At 42.3% G+C, this 18,198-nt stretch carries 15 protein-coding genes; 14 read left to right on the top strand and 1 reads right to left on the bottom strand.

The genetic code is table 11. From position 1 onward, the window contains the following. Positions 1–3: 3 nt before the first annotated feature. The gene (locus tag BQ7997_RS25510) at positions 4–147 is read left to right on the top strand and encodes a hypothetical protein (protein WP_159436763.1); all 144 of its coding nucleotides are present in this window, start codon (positions 4–6) and stop codon (positions 145–147) included. Positions 148–379: 232 nt separating this feature from the next. Then, positions 380–1,015 carry an HU family DNA-binding protein gene (locus BQ7997_RS12915; RefSeq protein ID WP_022139002.1) on the top strand — a complete coding sequence of 212 codons (636 nt, stop codon included), beginning with the start codon at positions 380–382 and terminating at the stop codon, positions 1,013–1,015. A gap of 175 nt (positions 1,016–1,190) precedes the next feature. Here the strand turns inward: BQ7997_RS12915 and BQ7997_RS12910 are convergent, their stop codons facing one another. Continuing rightward, the gene (locus BQ7997_RS12910) at positions 1,191–2,258 is read right to left on the bottom strand and encodes a M20 family metallo-hydrolase (protein ID WP_073346808.1); all 1,068 of its coding nucleotides are present in this window, start codon (positions 2,256–2,258) and stop codon (positions 1,191–1,193) included. Between the two features lie 269 nt (positions 2,259–2,527). Here BQ7997_RS12910 and BQ7997_RS12905 point away from each other — a divergent pair, with 269 nt between their 5' ends. From BQ7997_RS12905 to BQ7997_RS12855, 12 genes are all read left to right on the top strand, one after another. Beyond that, complete coding sequence (locus BQ7997_RS12905; protein WP_073346807.1) at positions 2,528–3,073, top strand: RNA polymerase sigma-70 factor; 546 nt, start codon at positions 2,528–2,530, stop codon at positions 3,071–3,073. 52 nt (positions 3,074–3,125) lie between these two features. Then, positions 3,126–4,115 carry a FecR family protein gene (locus tag BQ7997_RS12900; protein ID WP_073346806.1) on the top strand — a complete coding sequence of 330 codons (990 nt, stop codon included), beginning with the start codon at positions 3,126–3,128 and terminating at the stop codon, positions 4,113–4,115. Between the two features lie 186 nt (positions 4,116–4,301). After that, entirely contained in the window at positions 4,302–7,580 is a 3,279-nt protein-coding gene (locus BQ7997_RS12895) for a SusC/RagA family TonB-linked outer membrane protein (RefSeq protein WP_073346805.1), read from the top strand. Positions 7,581–7,599: 19 nt separating this feature from the next. After that, positions 7,600–9,225: a RagB/SusD family nutrient uptake outer membrane protein gene (locus BQ7997_RS12890; RefSeq protein WP_073346804.1), complete on the top strand. Its 1,626-nt coding sequence runs from the start codon at positions 7,600–7,602 to the stop codon at positions 9,223–9,225. Positions 9,226–9,236: 11 nt separating this feature from the next. After that, positions 9,237–10,352 (top strand): glycoside hydrolase family 18, encoded by a 1,116-nt coding sequence (locus tag BQ7997_RS12885; RefSeq protein ID WP_044654820.1) that lies wholly within the window; start codon positions 9,237–9,239, stop codon positions 10,350–10,352. A 28-nt stretch (positions 10,353–10,380) separates the two neighbouring features. After that, on the top strand, positions 10,381–11,583 hold the full coding sequence (locus BQ7997_RS12880; protein WP_073346803.1) for a DUF1735 and LamG domain-containing protein: 1,203 nt from the start codon (positions 10,381–10,383) through the stop codon (positions 11,581–11,583). A gap of 36 nt (positions 11,584–11,619) precedes the next feature. After that, positions 11,620–12,600, top strand: coding sequence for a DUF1735 domain-containing protein (locus BQ7997_RS12875; RefSeq protein WP_073346802.1), 981 nt, complete (start codon positions 11,620–11,622; stop codon positions 12,598–12,600). Positions 12,601–12,733: 133 nt separating this feature from the next. Further along, positions 12,734–13,453 carry a hypothetical protein gene (locus tag BQ7997_RS12870; RefSeq protein WP_073347406.1) on the top strand — a complete coding sequence of 240 codons (720 nt, stop codon included), beginning with the start codon at positions 12,734–12,736 and terminating at the stop codon, positions 13,451–13,453. A gap of 225 nt (positions 13,454–13,678) precedes the next feature. Further along, complete coding sequence (locus BQ7997_RS12865) at positions 13,679–15,490, top strand: AMP-dependent synthetase/ligase (RefSeq protein ID WP_073346801.1); 1,812 nt, start codon at positions 13,679–13,681, stop codon at positions 15,488–15,490. Between the two features lie 84 nt (positions 15,491–15,574). Beyond that, a protein-coding gene (gene prfB / locus BQ7997_RS12860) for a peptide chain release factor 2 (RefSeq protein WP_139260906.1) occupies positions 15,575–16,691 on the top strand; the annotation gives its coding sequence in 2 pieces (ribosomal slippage) (positions 15,575–15,637 and positions 15,639–16,691; 1,116 coding nt in all). An 84-nt stretch (positions 16,692–16,775) separates the two neighbouring features. Further along, on the top strand, positions 16,776–16,910 hold the full coding sequence (locus BQ7997_RS26020; protein WP_022139008.1) for a hypothetical protein: 135 nt from the start codon (positions 16,776–16,778) through the stop codon (positions 16,908–16,910). 230 nt (positions 16,911–17,140) lie between these two features. Beyond that, entirely contained in the window at positions 17,141–18,193 is a 1,053-nt protein-coding gene (locus tag BQ7997_RS12855; RefSeq protein ID WP_073346799.1) for a porin, read from the top strand. The last annotated feature ends 5 nt before the right edge of the window (positions 18,194–18,198 follow it).

Raw genomic sequence — 18,198 nt, 5'->3', positions numbered from 1 at the left:
TCGGTGAAAACGGTACCTTTTTCTTTGGTGTTTATAGGTGTCTTCACCTTCTTCATTGTCTCCGGCTATCCGGTAACAGGCATGAAAGACTTCTTCCGTCGGACATGGATGGTAAAAGGCGGTATTGTGACGTTGCAATTTCTCTAGAAAAAAGATATTTTTTCCTTAACGGAAGAAGTCGGCTTCTTATCACCCTTTTCACTATTATTTATCGTATCTTTGCCGTAGAGTTATCAATGATTCACTATCGTGGTTTAATTAAATAACAAAGGTCATCTGATTGAATGGCAATTGTAGTTTGAGTGAACCACAGTAGTGGGTCATTGATAACTTTAAAGGTTTTGCATGAAAAGTATTCATTATAAAGACGTTAACTACTATGGCTATACTTTACGATTGGTATGAGAATCCCGGTGAATCCGATGATTCTGAAGAAAAGGGTTTGCATCCCCGTATTTTTTTGAATGGAAAGCTGGGGACGGATAAGCTATGCCGGATGATTCACGGACGCAGTTCCCTTTCTGTGGGTGATGTGAAAAATGCGTTTGAAATGCTTGCCCAAATCTGTGGCGAGGAACTTCGCGAAGGTCGTGAGATACATATCGAAGGACTCGGTTATTTTGCCCCCATTCTGCGGAGCACGCAGAAAGTGACTCGCAGCACCAAGAACAAATCGTCGAAAATGGAGTTGAAAACAATCGGGTTTCGTCCCGATGCCCGTTTGAAGGGGGAACTTGCTGGTATTAAAGTCAGCCGGAGCAAGTATGCGCGCCATTCGGAAGTTTTGTCGGCAGTAGAGATAGATATGCGGTTGAAAGAATATTTTGCAGACCATGACGTAATGCTCCGCTACGATTTTCAGGAAGTGTGCTGCATGACACGGACTACGGCGAACCGTCATCTCCGGCGATTGCAGGAAGAAGGGAAGCTGCGTAATATAGGTAAATGTATGCAGCCGATTTATGTGGCTGCGGCAGGGTATTATGGGGTGTCGCGCGATGTGGTGCGGCGGTAAGCGGTGAACGATTCTTGCCGTGTGTAATCGTCTCCGTGATGCCGTCTTGTAGAATGGTGAAACGTTTGAAAGCGTAATAAAAGGGTGTTTGTAGTGTCGCTTCCACCCGCTTTCCTGTTCTGGATGGTAGTTTAGGAAAAAAAGTGAAAGCGATGAAGACTGTAATTGGCTTCTGTTAAATCAGAAGCCCGTCCAATAACTCCAGATAGATTCCGACAGCTTCTTCTATCTCCTTCAACATGATATATTCCTCTGCCGTGTGCGAGCGTGAAGAGCGTCCCGGCCCTATTTTTACCGATGGAAAGGACATTAATGCCTGATCGGACAGGGTAGGAGAGCCGAAAGGAACGCATCCTATTTTTATAGCCTTCTGTACGAACGGATGCTTCTCGTCAATCCGTGAAGAATTGAGACGGTACGAACGTGCCTTGACATCACAAGAAATATGTTTCTTGATTTCAGCAAATAATTCTTCGTTGGAGTAAAGTTCATTACTGCGTATATCGACGACGAAAGTACATTTGTCCGGAACAACATTATGTTGCGTACCTGCGTTGATTACGGTAACACTCATTTTCACAGCTCCCAGTAGCGGAGATTCTTTCTCAAAATGATAATCACGGAACCAGGCGATATCATCCAATACCTTATATATGGCATTATCTCCTTCATTGCGTGCCGCATGTCCGGCTTTTCCTGTCGCGGTCACGTCCAAAACCATTAATCCTTTTTCGGCAATGGCAGGTTGCATCTCCGTAGGTTCGCCTACGATGGCGAATGAAACGGGCGGAAGTCCCGGCAATACACTTTCAATTCCATCTTTGCCCGAAACTTCCTCTTCGCAGGAAGCGAGATAAATCAGATTATACTTCTGCGAAGTACGACATAGTTGCAGGAACACCTGTAAGAGAGAGACAACACTGGCACCGGCATCATTGCTTCCCAAACCGTACAGTTTGCCGTTTTCTTCCCGCGGAGTGAACGGGTCTTTCCGCCAGCCGTTCACCGGCTTTACTGTGTCTATGTGGGAGTTAAGCAGGATAGTCGGCTTCTTCAGGTCGAACATCGGGCTGAGACACCATACATTATTTCCCTTGCGTCCGGTCTGCATACCCGCCATTTCGATATAGTTCTGCAGAAAATCGGCAGCCTGAGTCTCTTCCCGGCTGATTGAGGGGATACTAATCAATGATTTAAGTAGGCTTACAGCCTCGGTTGCCATATACGGAATATCATATTTCATAGTTGGATATACTGCTTTAGCGTTGTAATTCAGATGTTATATTGTTACTAATTATTTTTACACAAAGATAGTCATTTTGCACAATTGTTTCAAATAAAATTAATAAAGAAATGCTTATGTGTTGATTATTAGTTGTTTATGCCAAAGAAGGTCTTGAGAACTTTTTTTTTTGAATGTTTTCTTATGAAAAGGTTGTTGATAAATTATTTAATAATTAATTTTGTTGGAGGGTTTTATATTTTACTTGTTAATCTTAATGGATAAACATGATGATTATCACACGAATGGAAGATAAAGTTCTTCGTTTTAAAAAGTTTTTTGATCTGAATTTTCCCAAAGTAAAGACTTTCGCATGGCAATTGTTAAAATCAGAAGAAGATGCAGAAGATATAGCTCAAGATATTTTTGTTAAGCTATGGGAGAAACCGGATTTATGGTTAGAACGTGAAAAATTGGATAGTTATTTATATACAGTTGTACGAAACCATATCTATAATTTTTTGAAGCACAAGGCTGTAGAATATGACTATTTGGATGTCGCAGCAGAAAAAATGCGAATGGCGGAGCAGGGATTGCCTACGCCGGATGATGAATTTTGTGCTCATGAACTTGAGCTTTTTGTTCAGATGGCCCTTGAACGTATGCCGGAACAGCGTAGGCGTGTTTTTTTAATGAGCAGAGAGGAAGGAATGACTTCACCGGAAATTGCTGAGAAACTGAATGTTTCGGTTCGTACAGTTGAGCAACATATTTATAAAGCCCTTCAAGATCTAAAAAAAATCGTTTTATTTTTATTTTTTTTCTATTTAGACTAAGTATGTATGCCTGGCAAGTTGTCTCTTATATGTAACACTTGATTTGGTATAGATGAAAAGTAAATTGGAAAAACAGCTACGCTCTTTTATTGACTTTGATTATTCAAAGCGGACAATCGACAGATTTCACCGTTGGATGATCAGTTCTGATTCTGCAGAAGAGAAAGAAACAGCGCTTCATAATCTATGGTTTGAGACAAAAGGAAAGTCTGGGCGTGGTATGGAGCATTCGTTTCAGCAGGTATTGGATAAAATCGGCATTGAATACACTCCAATGGTTACAAATACAAACCGCTGGAATTTGTGGAAATCTGTTGCGGCAGCTGCTGTTATCATCTTTCTGTCTGTGACGGCTACTTTGTGGGTAAGTTACAATCATTTTGACAGGGACAACACCGTGATGGTGGAACATTATGTGAATAATGGATCTAAAGAGACAATCAGTCTTCCGGACGGAACTACCGTACATCTGAATTCCGGTTCATATGTATTTTATCCTGAAAATCTGGAGGGCAAGACCCGAACGGTTTATCTGATGGGAGAAGCAGAATTTAAAGTGGCAAAAGATCCGGAGAAACCTTTCATTGTGCGATCTTCAAATATGGCAATAACTGCCTTGGGAACAGAGTTTAATGTGAAAGCTTATCCGGAAGAAGATGTAATAACAGCTTCTTTGATCGAAGGAAAAGTACGAGTGGATTGCAATGATACGACCAGCTATGTCTTAACTCCCGGATATCAGGTTGTGTATAATAAATGTACGGCTGACTGCCAATTGCTGACTGCCAACATGAAAGATGTGACCGCATGGATGAGGGGAGAACTTGTGTTCGACAAGGTTACTCTCGCCGAAATTGTGCGGACACTGGAACGTCATTATGGAATCACATTTCATATCTCAACAAAGAAATCTAATCAAGACCGTTATAATTTTGTATTCAGAAAAGACGCGACTTTGGAAGAGACATTGGAAGTGATGAAGGTGGTCATTGGTCAATTCAATTATCGATTGGAAGACAGTATCTGCTATATTATCTGGTAGAGAAAAACAATAAATATTTTTTGTTAAACTTAAATCTAATATGCTTATGTAAAAAAATATCCGGAAGAGGCTCCACCCTCTCCGGATATGAAATGATTTTTAGCCTTAAAAACAAATAAGCAACTTCTTGCTTATTTAAGAAACGAGAAAAAATACATGATTTAAAACTAAAAACGTCGTAAAGATATGAATTTATATCTGGAAAACACTAGAAAAAGTATATTAATGACTTTTCTACTATTAATAGGGTCAATGCTTTATGCCCAAAGTAATAGTAAAATAACAATAAAAAAGAAGAATATTTCATTGCAAACAGCTTTGGCTGACGTTAGGGAACAGACCAAAATGTCTGTATCTTACAACAGTTCTCAACTCCCTAATACAAGAATATCTTTAGATATAAACAACCAGTCTTTGGAGCAGGCGCTGAATACTATTCTTGCCGGAACGGGGTTCACATATACTGTAAAAGATACTTATATAATGATTATTCCGGAACAGGCTGCTAAAAAATCTAAAAGCAGAAATGTGGCGGGTAATGTAGTGGATGGAAAAGGTGACCCGCTAATTGGAGTTACTGTGCTTGAAAAAGGGACTACTAACGGAACTGTAACTAATATAGATGGCAACTATCACATTACCACACAAGGTGCCACTCCCATATTGGTGTTTTCCTATATCGGCTATCAGCCGAAGGAAGTAGCTGTAAAAGAAAATGTAATCAATGTGGTGTTGGAAGATGGTTCACAGGCACTGGATGAAGTAGTTGTTACGGCTTTAGGTATCAAACGTGCTGAAAAAGCGCTTTCCTACAATGTACAGACTGTAAGTAATTCAGAACTTACCGCAGCCAAAGACGCTAACTTTATGAACAGCTTGAACGGTAAGGTGGCTGGTGTCAATATCCAGAAGAGTTCCTCTGGTGTGGGCGGTGCTACACGCGTCATCATGCGTGGTTCCAAATCTATTGTCGGCAACAACAATGCTTTGTATGTGGTTGATGGTATGCCCATTGGAAACCCTTCACGTGGTGTCATTCAAACAGAATATGGTGCAGTGGCCGGTAGTGAAAGCATCTCGGACTTTAACCCCGATGATATTGAAAGCATTTCTGTGCTGACAGGTCCTTCGGCAGCGGCTCTTTATGGTGCGGCTGCGGCCAACGGTGTGATTCTGATTAACACCAAGAAAGGTAGTGAGGGCAAGATGAAGATTAACTTCTCATCCAATACAGAATTCTCGAAACCGATGATATCACCGGAATTTCAAAACAGGTATGGTAACCGAGAAAACTCTTATCGAAGCTGGGGCGAGAAACTGGCTACACCTTCCTCATTTGATCCCATGGATTTTTTCAAGACTGGTATGAACACCATCAATTCGCTGAACATTTCTTCGGGTACCAGAACTAATCAAACGTTTATCTCTTTGGCCTCTACCAATTCTAAGGGTGTCATTAAAAACAATGAATATTACCGTTACAACTTCTCTTTCAGAAATACTGCGCTCATGCTGGATGACAAGTTGCATGTTGACTTGGGAGCCAGTTATGTCATTCAAGCCGAGCAGAACATGATTTCAGGCGGACGTTACTTCAACCCGTTGTTCCCGCTTTATCTGTTTCCCCGTGGCGAGGATTTCGAGAATGTGAAAATATTCGAGCGTTACAACGAAGAACGTCGTTTCCCTACCCAGAACTGGGAATATGGTGATCAGGGACTCTCCTTTGAAAATCCCTATTGGATTATCAACCGTGAGATGTTCCCTACCAAGAAAAACCGTTATATGCTTCACGGTAGAGTACAATATGATATTTTCGACTGGTTGAATATTGCCGGACGTGTGCGTTTGGATAAGACTCATTCTACCGAAGAACGTAAACTTCATGCTTCTACACTTGAACTGTATACAGGTTCTTCGAAAGGTAGCTACACGACTAAAGAGGAGTTCTATACTCAAACTTATGCTGACGTGATGGCTAATATTAACAAACGATTCGGTGCAGACTTTTCGCTGACGGCTAACGTGGGCGGTAGCTTTGAAGATCATTACACACGTAGCATTAATGTAGGTGGCAAACTGATGACCGTACCCAATCTTTTCTCGCTGGCCAATGTAGAACCCGCTTCAGGTAAAAGAGACCAAGAATATCTTCGTACACGCAACGTTGCTTTCTTTGCCAGTGCGGAACTGGGGTGGAAAAACATGCTCTATCTGTCAGCTACGGGACGTTGCGACTGGGCCTCTCAGTTGGTCAGCAATGGAGATACTCCCTGTATCTTTTATCCCTCCATCGGTTTGTCAGGTATCATTAGCGAAATGGTGAAATTGCCTGAATTTATTTCTTATTTAAAGCTGCGTACATCTTATACCGAGGTAGGCTCGCCTATTACACAGATAGGTATCACTCCCGGTACGGTGACTGATCCGATGTCGGGTGGTGTTATTAACCCGATTTCCACTTATCCGTATCCCGATTTCAAACCGGAACGGACCAAATCCTATGAAGTGGGTATCAACGCCCGTTTCCTGAACGGACGGATTTCTTTCGACGGAACTTTCTACCAATCCAATACATATAACCAGACTTTCCTTTCGGTCATGTCTCCTGCCACCGGTTATTCGGGTTTCTATGTTCAGGCTGGTAACGTGCGCAACCGAGGTGTGGAAATGACATTGGGCTACACTGATACGTTCGGTAAGGTGAACTATTCTACACACTTGACTTATACGGCCAACAAAAATAAGATTGTAGAAATGGTACACGACTATCGCAATCCTATCGACAACTCACTGGTAAATATTACAGAGTTGACTTTGAAGGAAGCTGGCGATGTGTATCTACGCGAAGGCTATTCCATGTCCGATGTCTTTACCACAGGTATTTTGCAGCGTGGCAGAGACGGCAGGCTCGTTGAAGAAGGAACCGGTTATCAGGTTGACCGCACCCAACGTATCCGTTTAGGTTCGGCCGATCCGGACTTTACTATGGGATGGCGTCACGATATCAGCTATAAGAATCTCTCGTTGGGTTTAATGATTACCGGACGTTTTGGAGGTATCGTCACATCACAGACACAGGCATTTATGGATGCATTCGGTGTGTCTAAGGTATCGGCTGAAGCTCGCGATAACGGTGGTGTAATGTTGGACGGACACCGATATGATGCCGAACGCTATTACAATACTGTGGGTGGACAGGGACTGATGAGTTACTATACTTACGATGCTACCAACATTCGTCTGCAGGAACTTTCGTTGACCTATTCGCTGCCGAAGAAGTGGCTGGGCAATGTTTTCAATAATGCCGCCGTCTCCTTCGTGGGACGCAATCTCTTCATGTTCTATCGTAAGGCTCCGTTCGACCCCGACATGAACGGTTCTACAGGTACGTATAATCGTAGTGACTTTTTCATGGCTCCCAGCTTAAGGAACTTAGGATTTAGTATTAAGTTTAGCTTGTAACAACTAATATATTCAATTTATGAAAATACAGATAAAAAAGATAGTGGGGATACTATTGGCATGTGCAGGGCTCATGACAAGCACCTCATGCGTGGATTTTGAAGAGATAAATAAAAACCCGTATCTACCAGACAAGGACATGGAGCAGAAGGACGGTGTGCTTAACGGTGCCTATATGCCGAATTTGGAAAAACATATCATTCCTGTACCGCTCAAAACAGATAATACAGACCTGACTAATGCTTATCAGATTTCCATCAACTTGTGTGGTGACTCGTGGGTAGGATATTTCTCACCACGTGATAACAAATGGAACGAGGCCTCCAATACTACTACATTCTTCTTTTCGGAAGGCTGGGTGAACCTGATGTATGAGTATGCTATCACCAACATCTTTGCGCCTTGGATTCAACTGAAGAATATCAACATGAGCGGTGAAAATCCCAATAAAGAAATGTACGCTATTGCACAGATATCTAAGATTATGGGGCTGCATCGTTCTACCGACAAGTTTGGCCCTATCCCTTACAAGCAGGTGGGAAACGGCTCATTCACCGTGGAATATGATTCTCAGGAGTCGGTGTATCGCTCATTCTTCGAAGAACTGGACGAAGCTGTCACTATCCTGTACGACTTTTATATGAAAGCGAACAGTACCGTACCTATGGCTTCGGACGTAGTGTATGAGGGTAATGTAGCCAAGTGGATACGTCTGGCCAACTCATTGATGTTACGACTTGCAATCCGTGTGCGCTATGCTGATGAGGAATTGGCACGTACATATGCTGAAAAGGCTATTAAGAATCCAATGGGTGTGATGGAAAACATAGACGATATGGCGAAGATGGATAGAGGTGCTAATTTGCAGACAAAACATCCGATGTACCAGATTGCTGACCCAGGGCAGTATAACGATAGCCGCATGGGGGCCACTATCCAATGTTACTTGAAAGGATATTCAGACTCGCGTATCTCCAAATATTTTCAAGACCAAGGAAAGAAAGCTATACGTGCAGGTCTGCCGGTTACTCAAAAAGTGTATGACGGAGCATCACTGCCTAACATTTCGGAAGACGATCCTGTGTATTGGATGAGGGCTTCGGAGATAGACTTTCTGCGTGCAGAAGGAGCTTTGGCAGGCTTTGATATGGGCGGTGGAACTCCTCAACAGTATTATGAATCGGGTATTCGGAAATCTTTTGCTGAATGTGGTGTAAGCGTTGGTTCTTACCTGAATAGTAATACTCCTCCGCAGGCCTTTGTAGACCCGGTTAATGCGGCTTACAACTATGCAGCACCCAGTACCATCACCGTGAAGTGGAACGAAGCGGATGATGTGGAGAAAAAGTTGGAACGCATTATTACACAGAAGTATCTGGCCCTTTTCCCTGATGGTCAAGAAGCATGGAGCGAATGGAGACGCACAGGATATCCGCGACAGATTCCTCCGGTGAACAATTTCACTAACTCTGATGTGAAGAAAAGCGACGGTCACAAGGATGGCGTGCGCCGTATCCCATATCCGCGCGATGAATATGAACACAACGGTGAAAACCTGCAAAAAGCCATCCAACAATATTTGGGCGGCATGGATAAGGCTTCCGTAAATGTATGGTGGGATAAAAAAGAAAAAAGTAACTCTTAAACAATACAGAAATGATGAATAACATAAAAAAATGCTTCGTTTTATCACTCATGGCAAGTTTCATGTTTTCATGTACTGACATTGAAACCATCGACTTGGAAAAAGAAGCCGTAAAAGATCTGTACGAGAAACGTGATAAAGATAAATGGGCGGAAGAAGATGCCCAGAAACAACAGAACTATGAGGACTCTGTACGCATAGCCGAGGAGAACAAACGTCTCTATGAACTCTATCTTGCAGACTTAAGGGAGTACAAAGAGACCAAGCATCCGGTGATGTTCGGATGGTTCAACGCATGGAGTGCCGAAACTCCGGGCGAATACTCTAATCTGACGTTGCTTCCCGACAGTATGGATATCGTTTCAATTTGGGGTAACTGTTTTAATATCAATGAGAAACGCCTGAAACAGATGAGAGAGGTGCAGAACAAAGGCACCAAAGTCATTGTGGGCTGGATTGTGGAAAATGTGGGTAACGGACTTAGTAATACTCCTGAAGGAGGGTGGTCTGATAATCCGGAAACGGGAATCAAGCAATATGCACAAGCGATTTTGGACTCTATCGCCAAGTATGGGTATGATGGCTTCGACATCGACTATGAGCCTTCCTATTCCTCTCCCTTCAAACCTGGCAATCACTGCGGTGATTGGACTGCTAACTGGGCAGACAACAGGCCTATCATCTCTTGTAGCCAGAACGGTAATAAAGAGAATGAAAATCTCTTCTTTCAAACGTTGCGCGATGGCTTGGACAAACTGGAAGCCAAAGAAGGTAAGAAGAAGATTTTGAATATCAATGGTTCAATCCACTATCTGTCTCCAGAAATGGCACCTCTTTTCTCTTACTTTGTGGCACAATCCTATAACGGTGGCTATAGTGGGTGGACATCCAGAATAACCGACCGCTTGGGAAACAATGTGAAAGACCAGATTATTTATACCGAGACATTCGAAAACAATGTAAGCAACCAGAAAAGTTTTGAAAGGTATGCCAACTTTGTGGTTAACGAACTAAACCGCGAGGCCGGTGGTATCGGTGCTTATCACATTAATGCGGATTCATTCAACAAAAACGAATATCGTAATGTACGGGAGGCAATTTCTATCATGAATCCTCCTATCAAGTAATATAGTCACTTTATAAACAAAGAATAAAATGAAGAAACATATTATATTATTATTCTTGTCTTTAGGTCTTTTCGCTGCATGCGACATGGTCAGTGGTGAAGGAGAAGGGACCGACAATGCGGTCTACATGGGCAACGCCAATAGCAGTGGTATAATCTCTATGGTGGTAAATAACGAAAAAGGTGGTAGTGCTGTAATCACTCCTCGATTGGCCAATATTACCGACCAACCGGTGGAAATAACAGTAGAAGTAGATAAACAACTACTGGAGGAGTATAACGCCAAAACTGGTCTGGCACTGGAACCCATGTCGGTAGAGGACTTTGTGTTTGTTACTAAAGATAAGAAAGAAACACATGGAAAAGCCGTGGTGACCATTGGCCCCGGACAGTACAATGCCAGTGTTGAAGTAAAGATTCCCAGAGTGGATGAGAATAAATATCCTTATAGCAAGCGTTTTGCCATTCCGGTATCTGTCACTCATTCTTCTATGTATAAACTGTTGAGCTCACCGAAATCTACCATCATCCGTTTGAGCCGCGAACTGGTTACTTCTGTCGGACGATTCTCGCGTGCAGGAAGTATCGCACTGGTACCTAATGATGAGTTGAGAAAGCCTATGAATAATTGGACTATGCAGGTAAGTATGCTTTATCCGAGAATGACTAGCAGTAATCAAACCGTTATGTCAATAAGCTCCGGTACGGGTGATTTTTATACTCGTATTAACGAAGAGAGAGGTATTCAAATCAAGAATGGTCGTGATGGAGATGATACTTGGACCGACAAACCTTTATCTAGGGGGAAATGGCTGAACATCAGCTTTGTTCACAAGGATGCTTCCAGTATTTCAGTTTATGTGAATGGAGAATTGCAGAAGACGTTCGAGACTTCGCCTATCTATTTCTCAAACATAAAAAAGTGCTGTTTATATATAGGAAATACAGAATACTCCGGTGTTTATATTCGCGAAGCGCGTATGTGGAACAGAGCATTGACCGAAGGTGAAATAATAGATAAAGAATATTTACCTCAAGATCCAACAGATCCCAGTCTGATTATGTACATGCCTTTCAACACAGTGGAGAACAATGAAATGAGAGAACTGACAGGCAATTGGGAAATCTCGGATTTTCGCACATTGGATATCTGGGACGAGGATCCTCCTCAGATGTCGTATGTAGAGAATGTTCAATTCCCAGCTGAAGACTTGATCATTGTAGAAGAATAGTTTTCATGTTTGTGTAACAAATTAAAATCAAAACAGATGAAAAAAATAATTCAATTGTTGTATATACTGTTTGTCGTAGCTGCCTTTTCGTCTTGTAGCGATGACAATCAAGGAGAAGTGGTAAGTCAGGATTTGGCTTATCAGCTCGATGCAAACTATGTATTTGTGGATATTCCGGAAGAGTTTCCGTTTGATCCTTCCAACATTTTGTATTTGGATGGTAAGACTGTGTTGAAACTGAATGCCAGAAATGATGGAAAACAGACTACGATAACCGAAGGTACAGAGTTTACTTTTAATGTCAAAATGAAAAAAACTTTGGACCAAGATGTCAAGGTCTGTCTCAAAAAGGACCTCGACTTGTTGGAAGAATATACTTTGACAGAGTTTCCGGACGAAGCATACGAACTGAATGATGCCATCATAACTGCCGGAAGCAGAGAGGGGACGATTACTCTTGATATCACTAATCCGGATTTATTGAACAAACTGCCGGGATATGTTCTGCCACTTTGTTTGGAATTTGTAGATGTCGTCAGTGGAGTGAGAATATCGGGACAGTACTATAACGTGTTGATTGAGCTGAGCATCAAGTTGGAAAAAGACAATATTGATTCTTCCAATGATGTGATTGAAGGAGAGTATTTTAACGACAATGTTGTTTTTGAGTCAAGCAAAACCAGTAGGCTGGAATGCTTGTATGATGGAGACCGCTCCGGTAATACGTGGTATCCCGGCAGAAATGATTACCTGACAATGACTTTCCCGGAACCCATCAAAATTCTGGGTGTCAGACTCGACGTTGTTACCAATAGCTACAAGCTTGGAAGTTTGAATGTGTATGTGGATGAAGGCAACGGATTCATTTCGTATGGTAGATTTGTCAGAGATAACAATGGTGTCATATATATGAAATTTAAGAACCCTGTTAACATACGTGCTATCAAGTTTGATGGAATGTTGACAACCAGCGGTGGCACAGGACCGGACATCTATGAGATTACTTTCATTAAATAGTGTGAATTGATAGAAAGAACGCAAATTACACAAGTTAGACATTCAGAGGCTGATGTCTTTATCTTCCAATATAACTTGTGTAATTTGTGTTCTTCCTTTTTTATTATTGATTACCAGTTTAATATCTGATTATATGCCTAACATGCTATCTGATATTATTTCACGAAGAATTGTCATTGTTGGAATGTTTGTTATAGCTGTGATATGTTTTTGCACGGCTTGTAACACCAACTGTACTGATGTGGAACGCGTAGTCCGCAATCATCTCGAGCCCTATAGGGAGTTATATGCTCTTGCTTTGCAGACAGGTAAAGTTACCTTGCCTCTCGGGGGCAAATATCCGCATGTCACCCATCCTCTTCCGGGAGGTATGGAAACTCCCATCAGTAATGTGTGGATTGTAAATGGTAATTATATGGGCGAGACATACGAATGTCACGGATGTGACTCGTGCATGATTCGCTATCGGGACGCTGGTCTGATAACATATAATGTTATCCGTAGAGACAGTGCCTCAGTCAGGGCCACCGTATGGCTCACAGAAAAAGGAAAACAATACTTAATTGAACGGCATATATCCGGATTTCATCCTATTATAAATGCTTGGCGCCGAAGAGAACAGTTGGAAGTCGTGTTGGTGGCTAAAGAGAAGTTTGATGTGGAGATACATCCCTCGGACACAACAGCAGTATATCACTGCAAGGCATATCGAAAGCTCGAAATTACCCCTTTCATTGAGGCGTTGGAGTCTGTCGGCGAAGAGGCTCGACCGGACTATGTGCGCAGACTTCGTGTAGACTTCAAAAGCAAGGAGTGTCCTATAGTGACTTGTACAGAAATGGAATCTATCTAAGGCCGTTTGAGGTATGTATTTTGAATGAAAACAGTGCAAGCGTATTATCCATAGTTAATCCCGAATAATGATGAAAAGGAAGCTTTTCATCATATCTTTAAACGCAATTTTTCCGTTTCTATTTTCCTTTTATTCAGACCATGAAATTAAAACTTCTGACTAATTTTGCGCAATAGTTTCAAATAAAACCAATACCTTTGCGCCATATTTACTAATACAAAGAGTATGACTTATCATCATTTATCTGTCTTAGTCCATCGTCAGGCTGAAAAATATGGCAACAAGGTAGCTCTGAAATATCGCGACTATGAGACAGCACAATGGATTCCGATTACATGGAATCAATTCTCCGGAACAGTGAGACAGGCAGCCAACGCACTTGTGGCACTGGGAGTAGAGGAACAAGAAAATATCGGAATCTTTTCGCAGAATAAACCTGAATGGTTTTATGTAGACTTTGGAGCATTTGCTAATCGGGCTGTTACTATTCCGTTCTATGCAACCAGTTCTCCGGCGCAGGCACAATATATTATCAATGATGCACAAATACGTTATCTTTTTGTAGGTGAGCAATTCCAGTATGATGCTGCTTTCAGTATCTTCGGTTTCTGTACTTCCCTGCAACAACTGATTATCTTTGACCGTTCGGTGGTGAAGGATCCTCGTGACGTATCGTCTATCTATTTTGATGAGTTTATGGCGATGGGAGAAGGGCTTTTGCAGAATGATGTGGTGGAAGAACGCACGGACCGTGCTTCTTATGATGACTTGGCGAATATCCTCTATACATCCGGAACAACGGGTGAGCCGAAAGGGGTGATGCTTCACCATTCCTGTTATTTGGAGCAGTTTCATACGCATGATGACCGTCTGACTACGATGTCCGATAAGGATGTATCCATGAACTTCCTTCCTTTGACTCATGTGTTCGAGAAAGCATGGTGTTATCTCTGTATCCATAAGGGAGTGCAGATTTGCATTAATCTTCGCCCGGCGGATATTCAGACCACCATTAAGGAGATTCGTCCGACACTGATGTGCAGTGTTCCCCGTTTTTGGGAAAAGGTATATGCCGGTGTACAGGAGAAAATAAATGAAACGACAGGTGTGAAGAAAGCGTTGATGCTCGATGCTATCCGGGTAGGCAGAATTCATAACTTGGATTATCTGCGTCAGGGTAAGACTCCGCCGGTGATGAACCAACTGAAATATAAGTTCTACGAAAAGACTATCTATTCTTTACTGAAGAAGACTATCGGTATTGAGAACGGTAACTTTTTTCCGACTGCCGGTGCTGCCGTGCCCGATGAAATCAATGAATTTGTTCATTCGGTAGGCATTAATATGGTGGTTGGCTATGGACTGACAGAGTCTACGGCTACTGTATCATGTACGTTGCCGGTTGGTTATGATATTGGTTCGGTAGGTGTTGTGTTGCCGGGAGTTGAAGTGAAGATTGGCGAAGACAATGAGATTCTGCTCCGTGGTAAAACTATCACGAAAGGGTATTATAAGAAAGCGGAAGCTACGGCTGCCGCCATTGAACCCGATGGATGGTTCCACACGGGTGACGCGGGATATTTCAAGAATGGGCAGCTTTTCCTGACGGAACGTATCAAGGACTTGTTCAAAACGTCGAACGGTAAGTATATTGCGCCACAGGCTTTGGAAACGAAGTTGGTTATCGACCGTTATATAGATCAGATTGCCATTATTGCCGATCAGCGTAAATTTGTCTCTGCTCTGATTGTACCTGTATACGGATATGTGAAAGAGTACGCAAAGGAGAAAGGCATCGAATATAAAGATATGGCTGAATTGTTGCGGCATCCCAAGATTGTCGGCCTGTTCCGTGCACGGATAGAGACCTTACAACAGCAGTTTGCGCATTATGAGCAGATCAAACGTTTTACTTTGCTTCCCGAACCGTTCAGCATGGAACGTGGGGAACTGACTAATACGTTGAAGTTGAAGCGGTCGGTCGTTTCGGAAAACTATAAAGATTTGATAGAAAAAATGTACGAAGAAAACGCATAGTCCGCTGTTCCTTTTTAGTAGCGGATTTTTGCTTATCTTTGTGCCCAATATCAGAAATTTGTAAATAATAAAATTCTAAATCAAATGATTACTATTGAACAACTTAAAGACGTGAAAGAGCGCACTGATGCGCTGAGGAGGTATCTTTGACGTCGACGGGAAGAAAATTCAAGTCGAAGAAGAACAATTAAGGACACAAGCTCCGGGGTTCTGGGACGACCAGAAGAGGGCTGAAGCTCAAATGAAACTGGTGAAAGACCTGCAAAAGTGGATTGACGGCTATAACGAAGTCAAGACGCTGGCAGACGAGCTCGAACTGTCATTTGATTTCTATAAGGAAGAATTGGTGACTGAGGAAGACGTGGACACGGCTTATGCGAAAGCTTACGAAGCTGTGGAAGCACTCGAACTCAAAAATATGCTTCGTGATGAGGCTGACCAGATGGCTTGTGTGTTGAAAATCAACTCCGGTGCCGGTGGTACGGAAAGTCAGGACTGGGCTTCCATGCTGATGCGTATGTATCTGCGCTATGCCGAGACAAACGGGTATAAGGCTACCATTGCCAACCTTCAGGAAGGTGACGAAGCCGGAATTAAAACCTGTACAATCAATATCGAAGGGGATTTTGCTTACGGTTACTTGAAAGGGGAAAACGGTGTGCATCGTCTGGTGCGTGTTTCTCCATATAATGCACAGGGCAAGCGTATGACTTCTTTTGCCTCTGTATTCGTCACTCCGTTGGTGGACGACAGTATTGAGGTGAATATCCTGCCTGCCAATATCTCATGGGATACCTTCCGAAGCGGTGGTGCCGGTGGGCAGAATGTGAACAAGGTAGAATCCGGTGTCCGTCTGCGTTATCAGTACAAAGACCCTTATACAGGCGAGGAAGAAGAAATCCTGATTGAAAATACCGAAACCCGCGACCAACCGAAGAACCGTGAGAATGCAATGCGCCAATTACGCTCTATCTTATATGATAAGGAGTTGCAGCACCGCATGGCTGAACAGGCAAAGGTGGAGGCCGGCAAGAAGAAAATCGAATGGGGCTCGCAGATACGAAGCTATGTGTTTGATGACCGCCGTGTGAAAGACCATCGTACCAACTATCAGACTTCGGATGTAAACGGAGTGATGGACGGTAAGATAGAAGACTTCATCAAAGCTTATCTGATGGAATTCTCTTCACAGGAATCATAAAATGCAAAATTAGCAAGTGTTATTTTTGGAAAGTTAAAAGAATTGTTCTTACTTTGTTAGCGTTGAACTTTAAAGCTAACTATTATGGGTAAGAGTAAGAAAAAAGCAGCAATAAGTAAGAAGGAAGAAGAGAAAGCCCAGAAAGTTGTCAAAATAGTATTCGTCTCATTAATTATTTTGGCGCTGATTATGCTGATAGCATATTCCTTTTTCGGCTGATTGATTCACTACAGATTATAGAGATGGTGCGGAGAGAATGAAACAGTTGCGTTTCATTTATTGAAAACTCCGGTAAATCATATAATCTGTGGTGAATTTTGTTTTGTAATGCTTCCGTAACTCATGTAACGGGAATGTAACTTTTCCGTAACCTATCCGTATTCAAATTGTCATTTTTGTGTATCCTCGCAGTTGTACTTTTGCCACGAATTAAGTAGCAAACAACTGAAATGAGTAGAATTACAACAACAGTCGTTACACTTCTGCTAGCGACAGCAGCCTTCGGGCAGGCCAAAGAAGATGCCGGGGATGGCAAGAAACTGGAGATGGAAACAATGGAATTTAAGGATTATCTACCCGAAATTCATGGAACAATCCGGGGAAAATACGAATTCCAGACAGAAACGCAGGAAAGTCGTTTCGAAGTGCGTAACGCGCGTTTCAGCGTTTCGGGGAATGTGCATCCTTTGGTAGCTTATAAAGCCGAGATAGACCTTTCTGACGAAGGTTCTATTAAGATGCTCGATGCCTATGCGCGTGTCTTTCCGATGAAAGACCTGAATTTTACGCTTGGACAGATGCGTGTTCCTTTCACGATAGACGCCCATCGTTCTCCTCATCAGCAATATTTCGCCAACCGTTCGTTCATAGCCAAGCAAGTGGGAAATGTGCGTGATGTCGGTTTTACTACTGCCTATACAAATAAAGATGGTCTTCCATTTATTCTTGAAGGCGGATTATTCAATGGTTCCGGTCTGACTAATCAGAAGGAATGGCATAAGACGCTCAATTATTCGGTGAAAGCACAGCTATTGCCTGATAAGAACTGGAATGTAACGCTCAGCACCCAAATGATAAAACCGGAAAATGTACGGATTAATATGTATGATGCCGGCATCTATTATCAGAACAATCGTTTTCATATTGAAGCGGAATATTTATATAAGATGTATGGACACGAAGCTTTTAAGGATGTACATGCAGTGAATAGTTTCATTAATTACGATTTACCGTTGAAAAAGGTATTCAATAAGATTTCTTTCCTTGCCCGTTATGACATGATGACAGACCATAGTGACGGCAAGATGGATGAAACAACCAAGACCTTAATAATCAATGATTATGCCCGCCATCGTGTGACAGGCGGAATCACACTAAGTCTTTCTAAAGCTTTTATTGCCGACCTGCGGCTGAACTTTGAGAAGTATTTCTATAAGAAGTCCGGCATACCTAAAGAATCGGAACAGGATAAAATCGTAATTGAGTTTATGACGAGATTTTAATTTTT

Source organism: Bacteroides congonensis (assembly GCF_900130125.1).
In the GTDB taxonomy this organism is placed as follows: domain Bacteria; phylum Bacteroidota; class Bacteroidia; order Bacteroidales; family Bacteroidaceae; genus Bacteroides; species Bacteroides congonensis.
The sequence above is the reverse complement of the archived record's forward strand: the minus strand, read 5'-3'. Positions and strand labels throughout refer to the sequence as shown.

Excerpts from the sequence above, each read along its gene's own strand:
- BQ7997_RS12875 (WP_073346802.1), top strand. The coding sequence starts at position 11,620 with ATGAAAAAAATAATTCAATTGTTGTATATACTGTTTGTCGTAGCTGCC.
- BQ7997_RS12880 (WP_073346803.1), top strand. The coding sequence starts at position 10,381 with ATGAAGAAACATATTATATTATTATTCTTGTCTTTAGGTCTTTTCGCT.
- BQ7997_RS12855 (WP_073346799.1), top strand. The coding sequence starts at position 17,141 with ATGAGTAGAATTACAACAACAGTCGTTACACTTCTGCTAGCGACAGCA.
- BQ7997_RS12895 (WP_073346805.1), top strand. The coding sequence starts at position 4,302 with ATGAATTTATATCTGGAAAACACTAGAAAAAGTATATTAATGACTTTT.
- BQ7997_RS12915 (WP_022139002.1), top strand. The coding sequence starts at position 380 with ATGGCTATACTTTACGATTGGTATGAGAATCCCGGTGAATCCGATGAT.
- BQ7997_RS12900 (WP_073346806.1), top strand. The coding sequence starts at position 3,126 with ATGAAAAGTAAATTGGAAAAACAGCTACGCTCTTTTATTGACTTTGAT.
- BQ7997_RS12885 (WP_044654820.1), top strand. The coding sequence starts at position 9,237 with ATGATGAATAACATAAAAAAATGCTTCGTTTTATCACTCATGGCAAGT.
- BQ7997_RS26020 (WP_022139008.1), top strand. The coding sequence starts at position 16,776 with ATGGGTAAGAGTAAGAAAAAAGCAGCAATAAGTAAGAAGGAAGAAGAG.
- BQ7997_RS12905 (WP_073346807.1), top strand. The coding sequence starts at position 2,528 with ATGATTATCACACGAATGGAAGATAAAGTTCTTCGTTTTAAAAAGTTT.
- BQ7997_RS12865 (WP_073346801.1), top strand. The coding sequence starts at position 13,679 with ATGACTTATCATCATTTATCTGTCTTAGTCCATCGTCAGGCTGAAAAA.
- BQ7997_RS12890 (WP_073346804.1), top strand. The coding sequence starts at position 7,600 with ATGAAAATACAGATAAAAAAGATAGTGGGGATACTATTGGCATGTGCA.
- BQ7997_RS12870 (WP_073347406.1), top strand. The coding sequence starts at position 12,734 with ATGCCTAACATGCTATCTGATATTATTTCACGAAGAATTGTCATTGTT.
- BQ7997_RS12910 (WP_073346808.1), bottom strand. The coding sequence starts at position 2,258 with ATGAAATATGATATTCCGTATATGGCAACCGAGGCTGTAAGCCTACTT.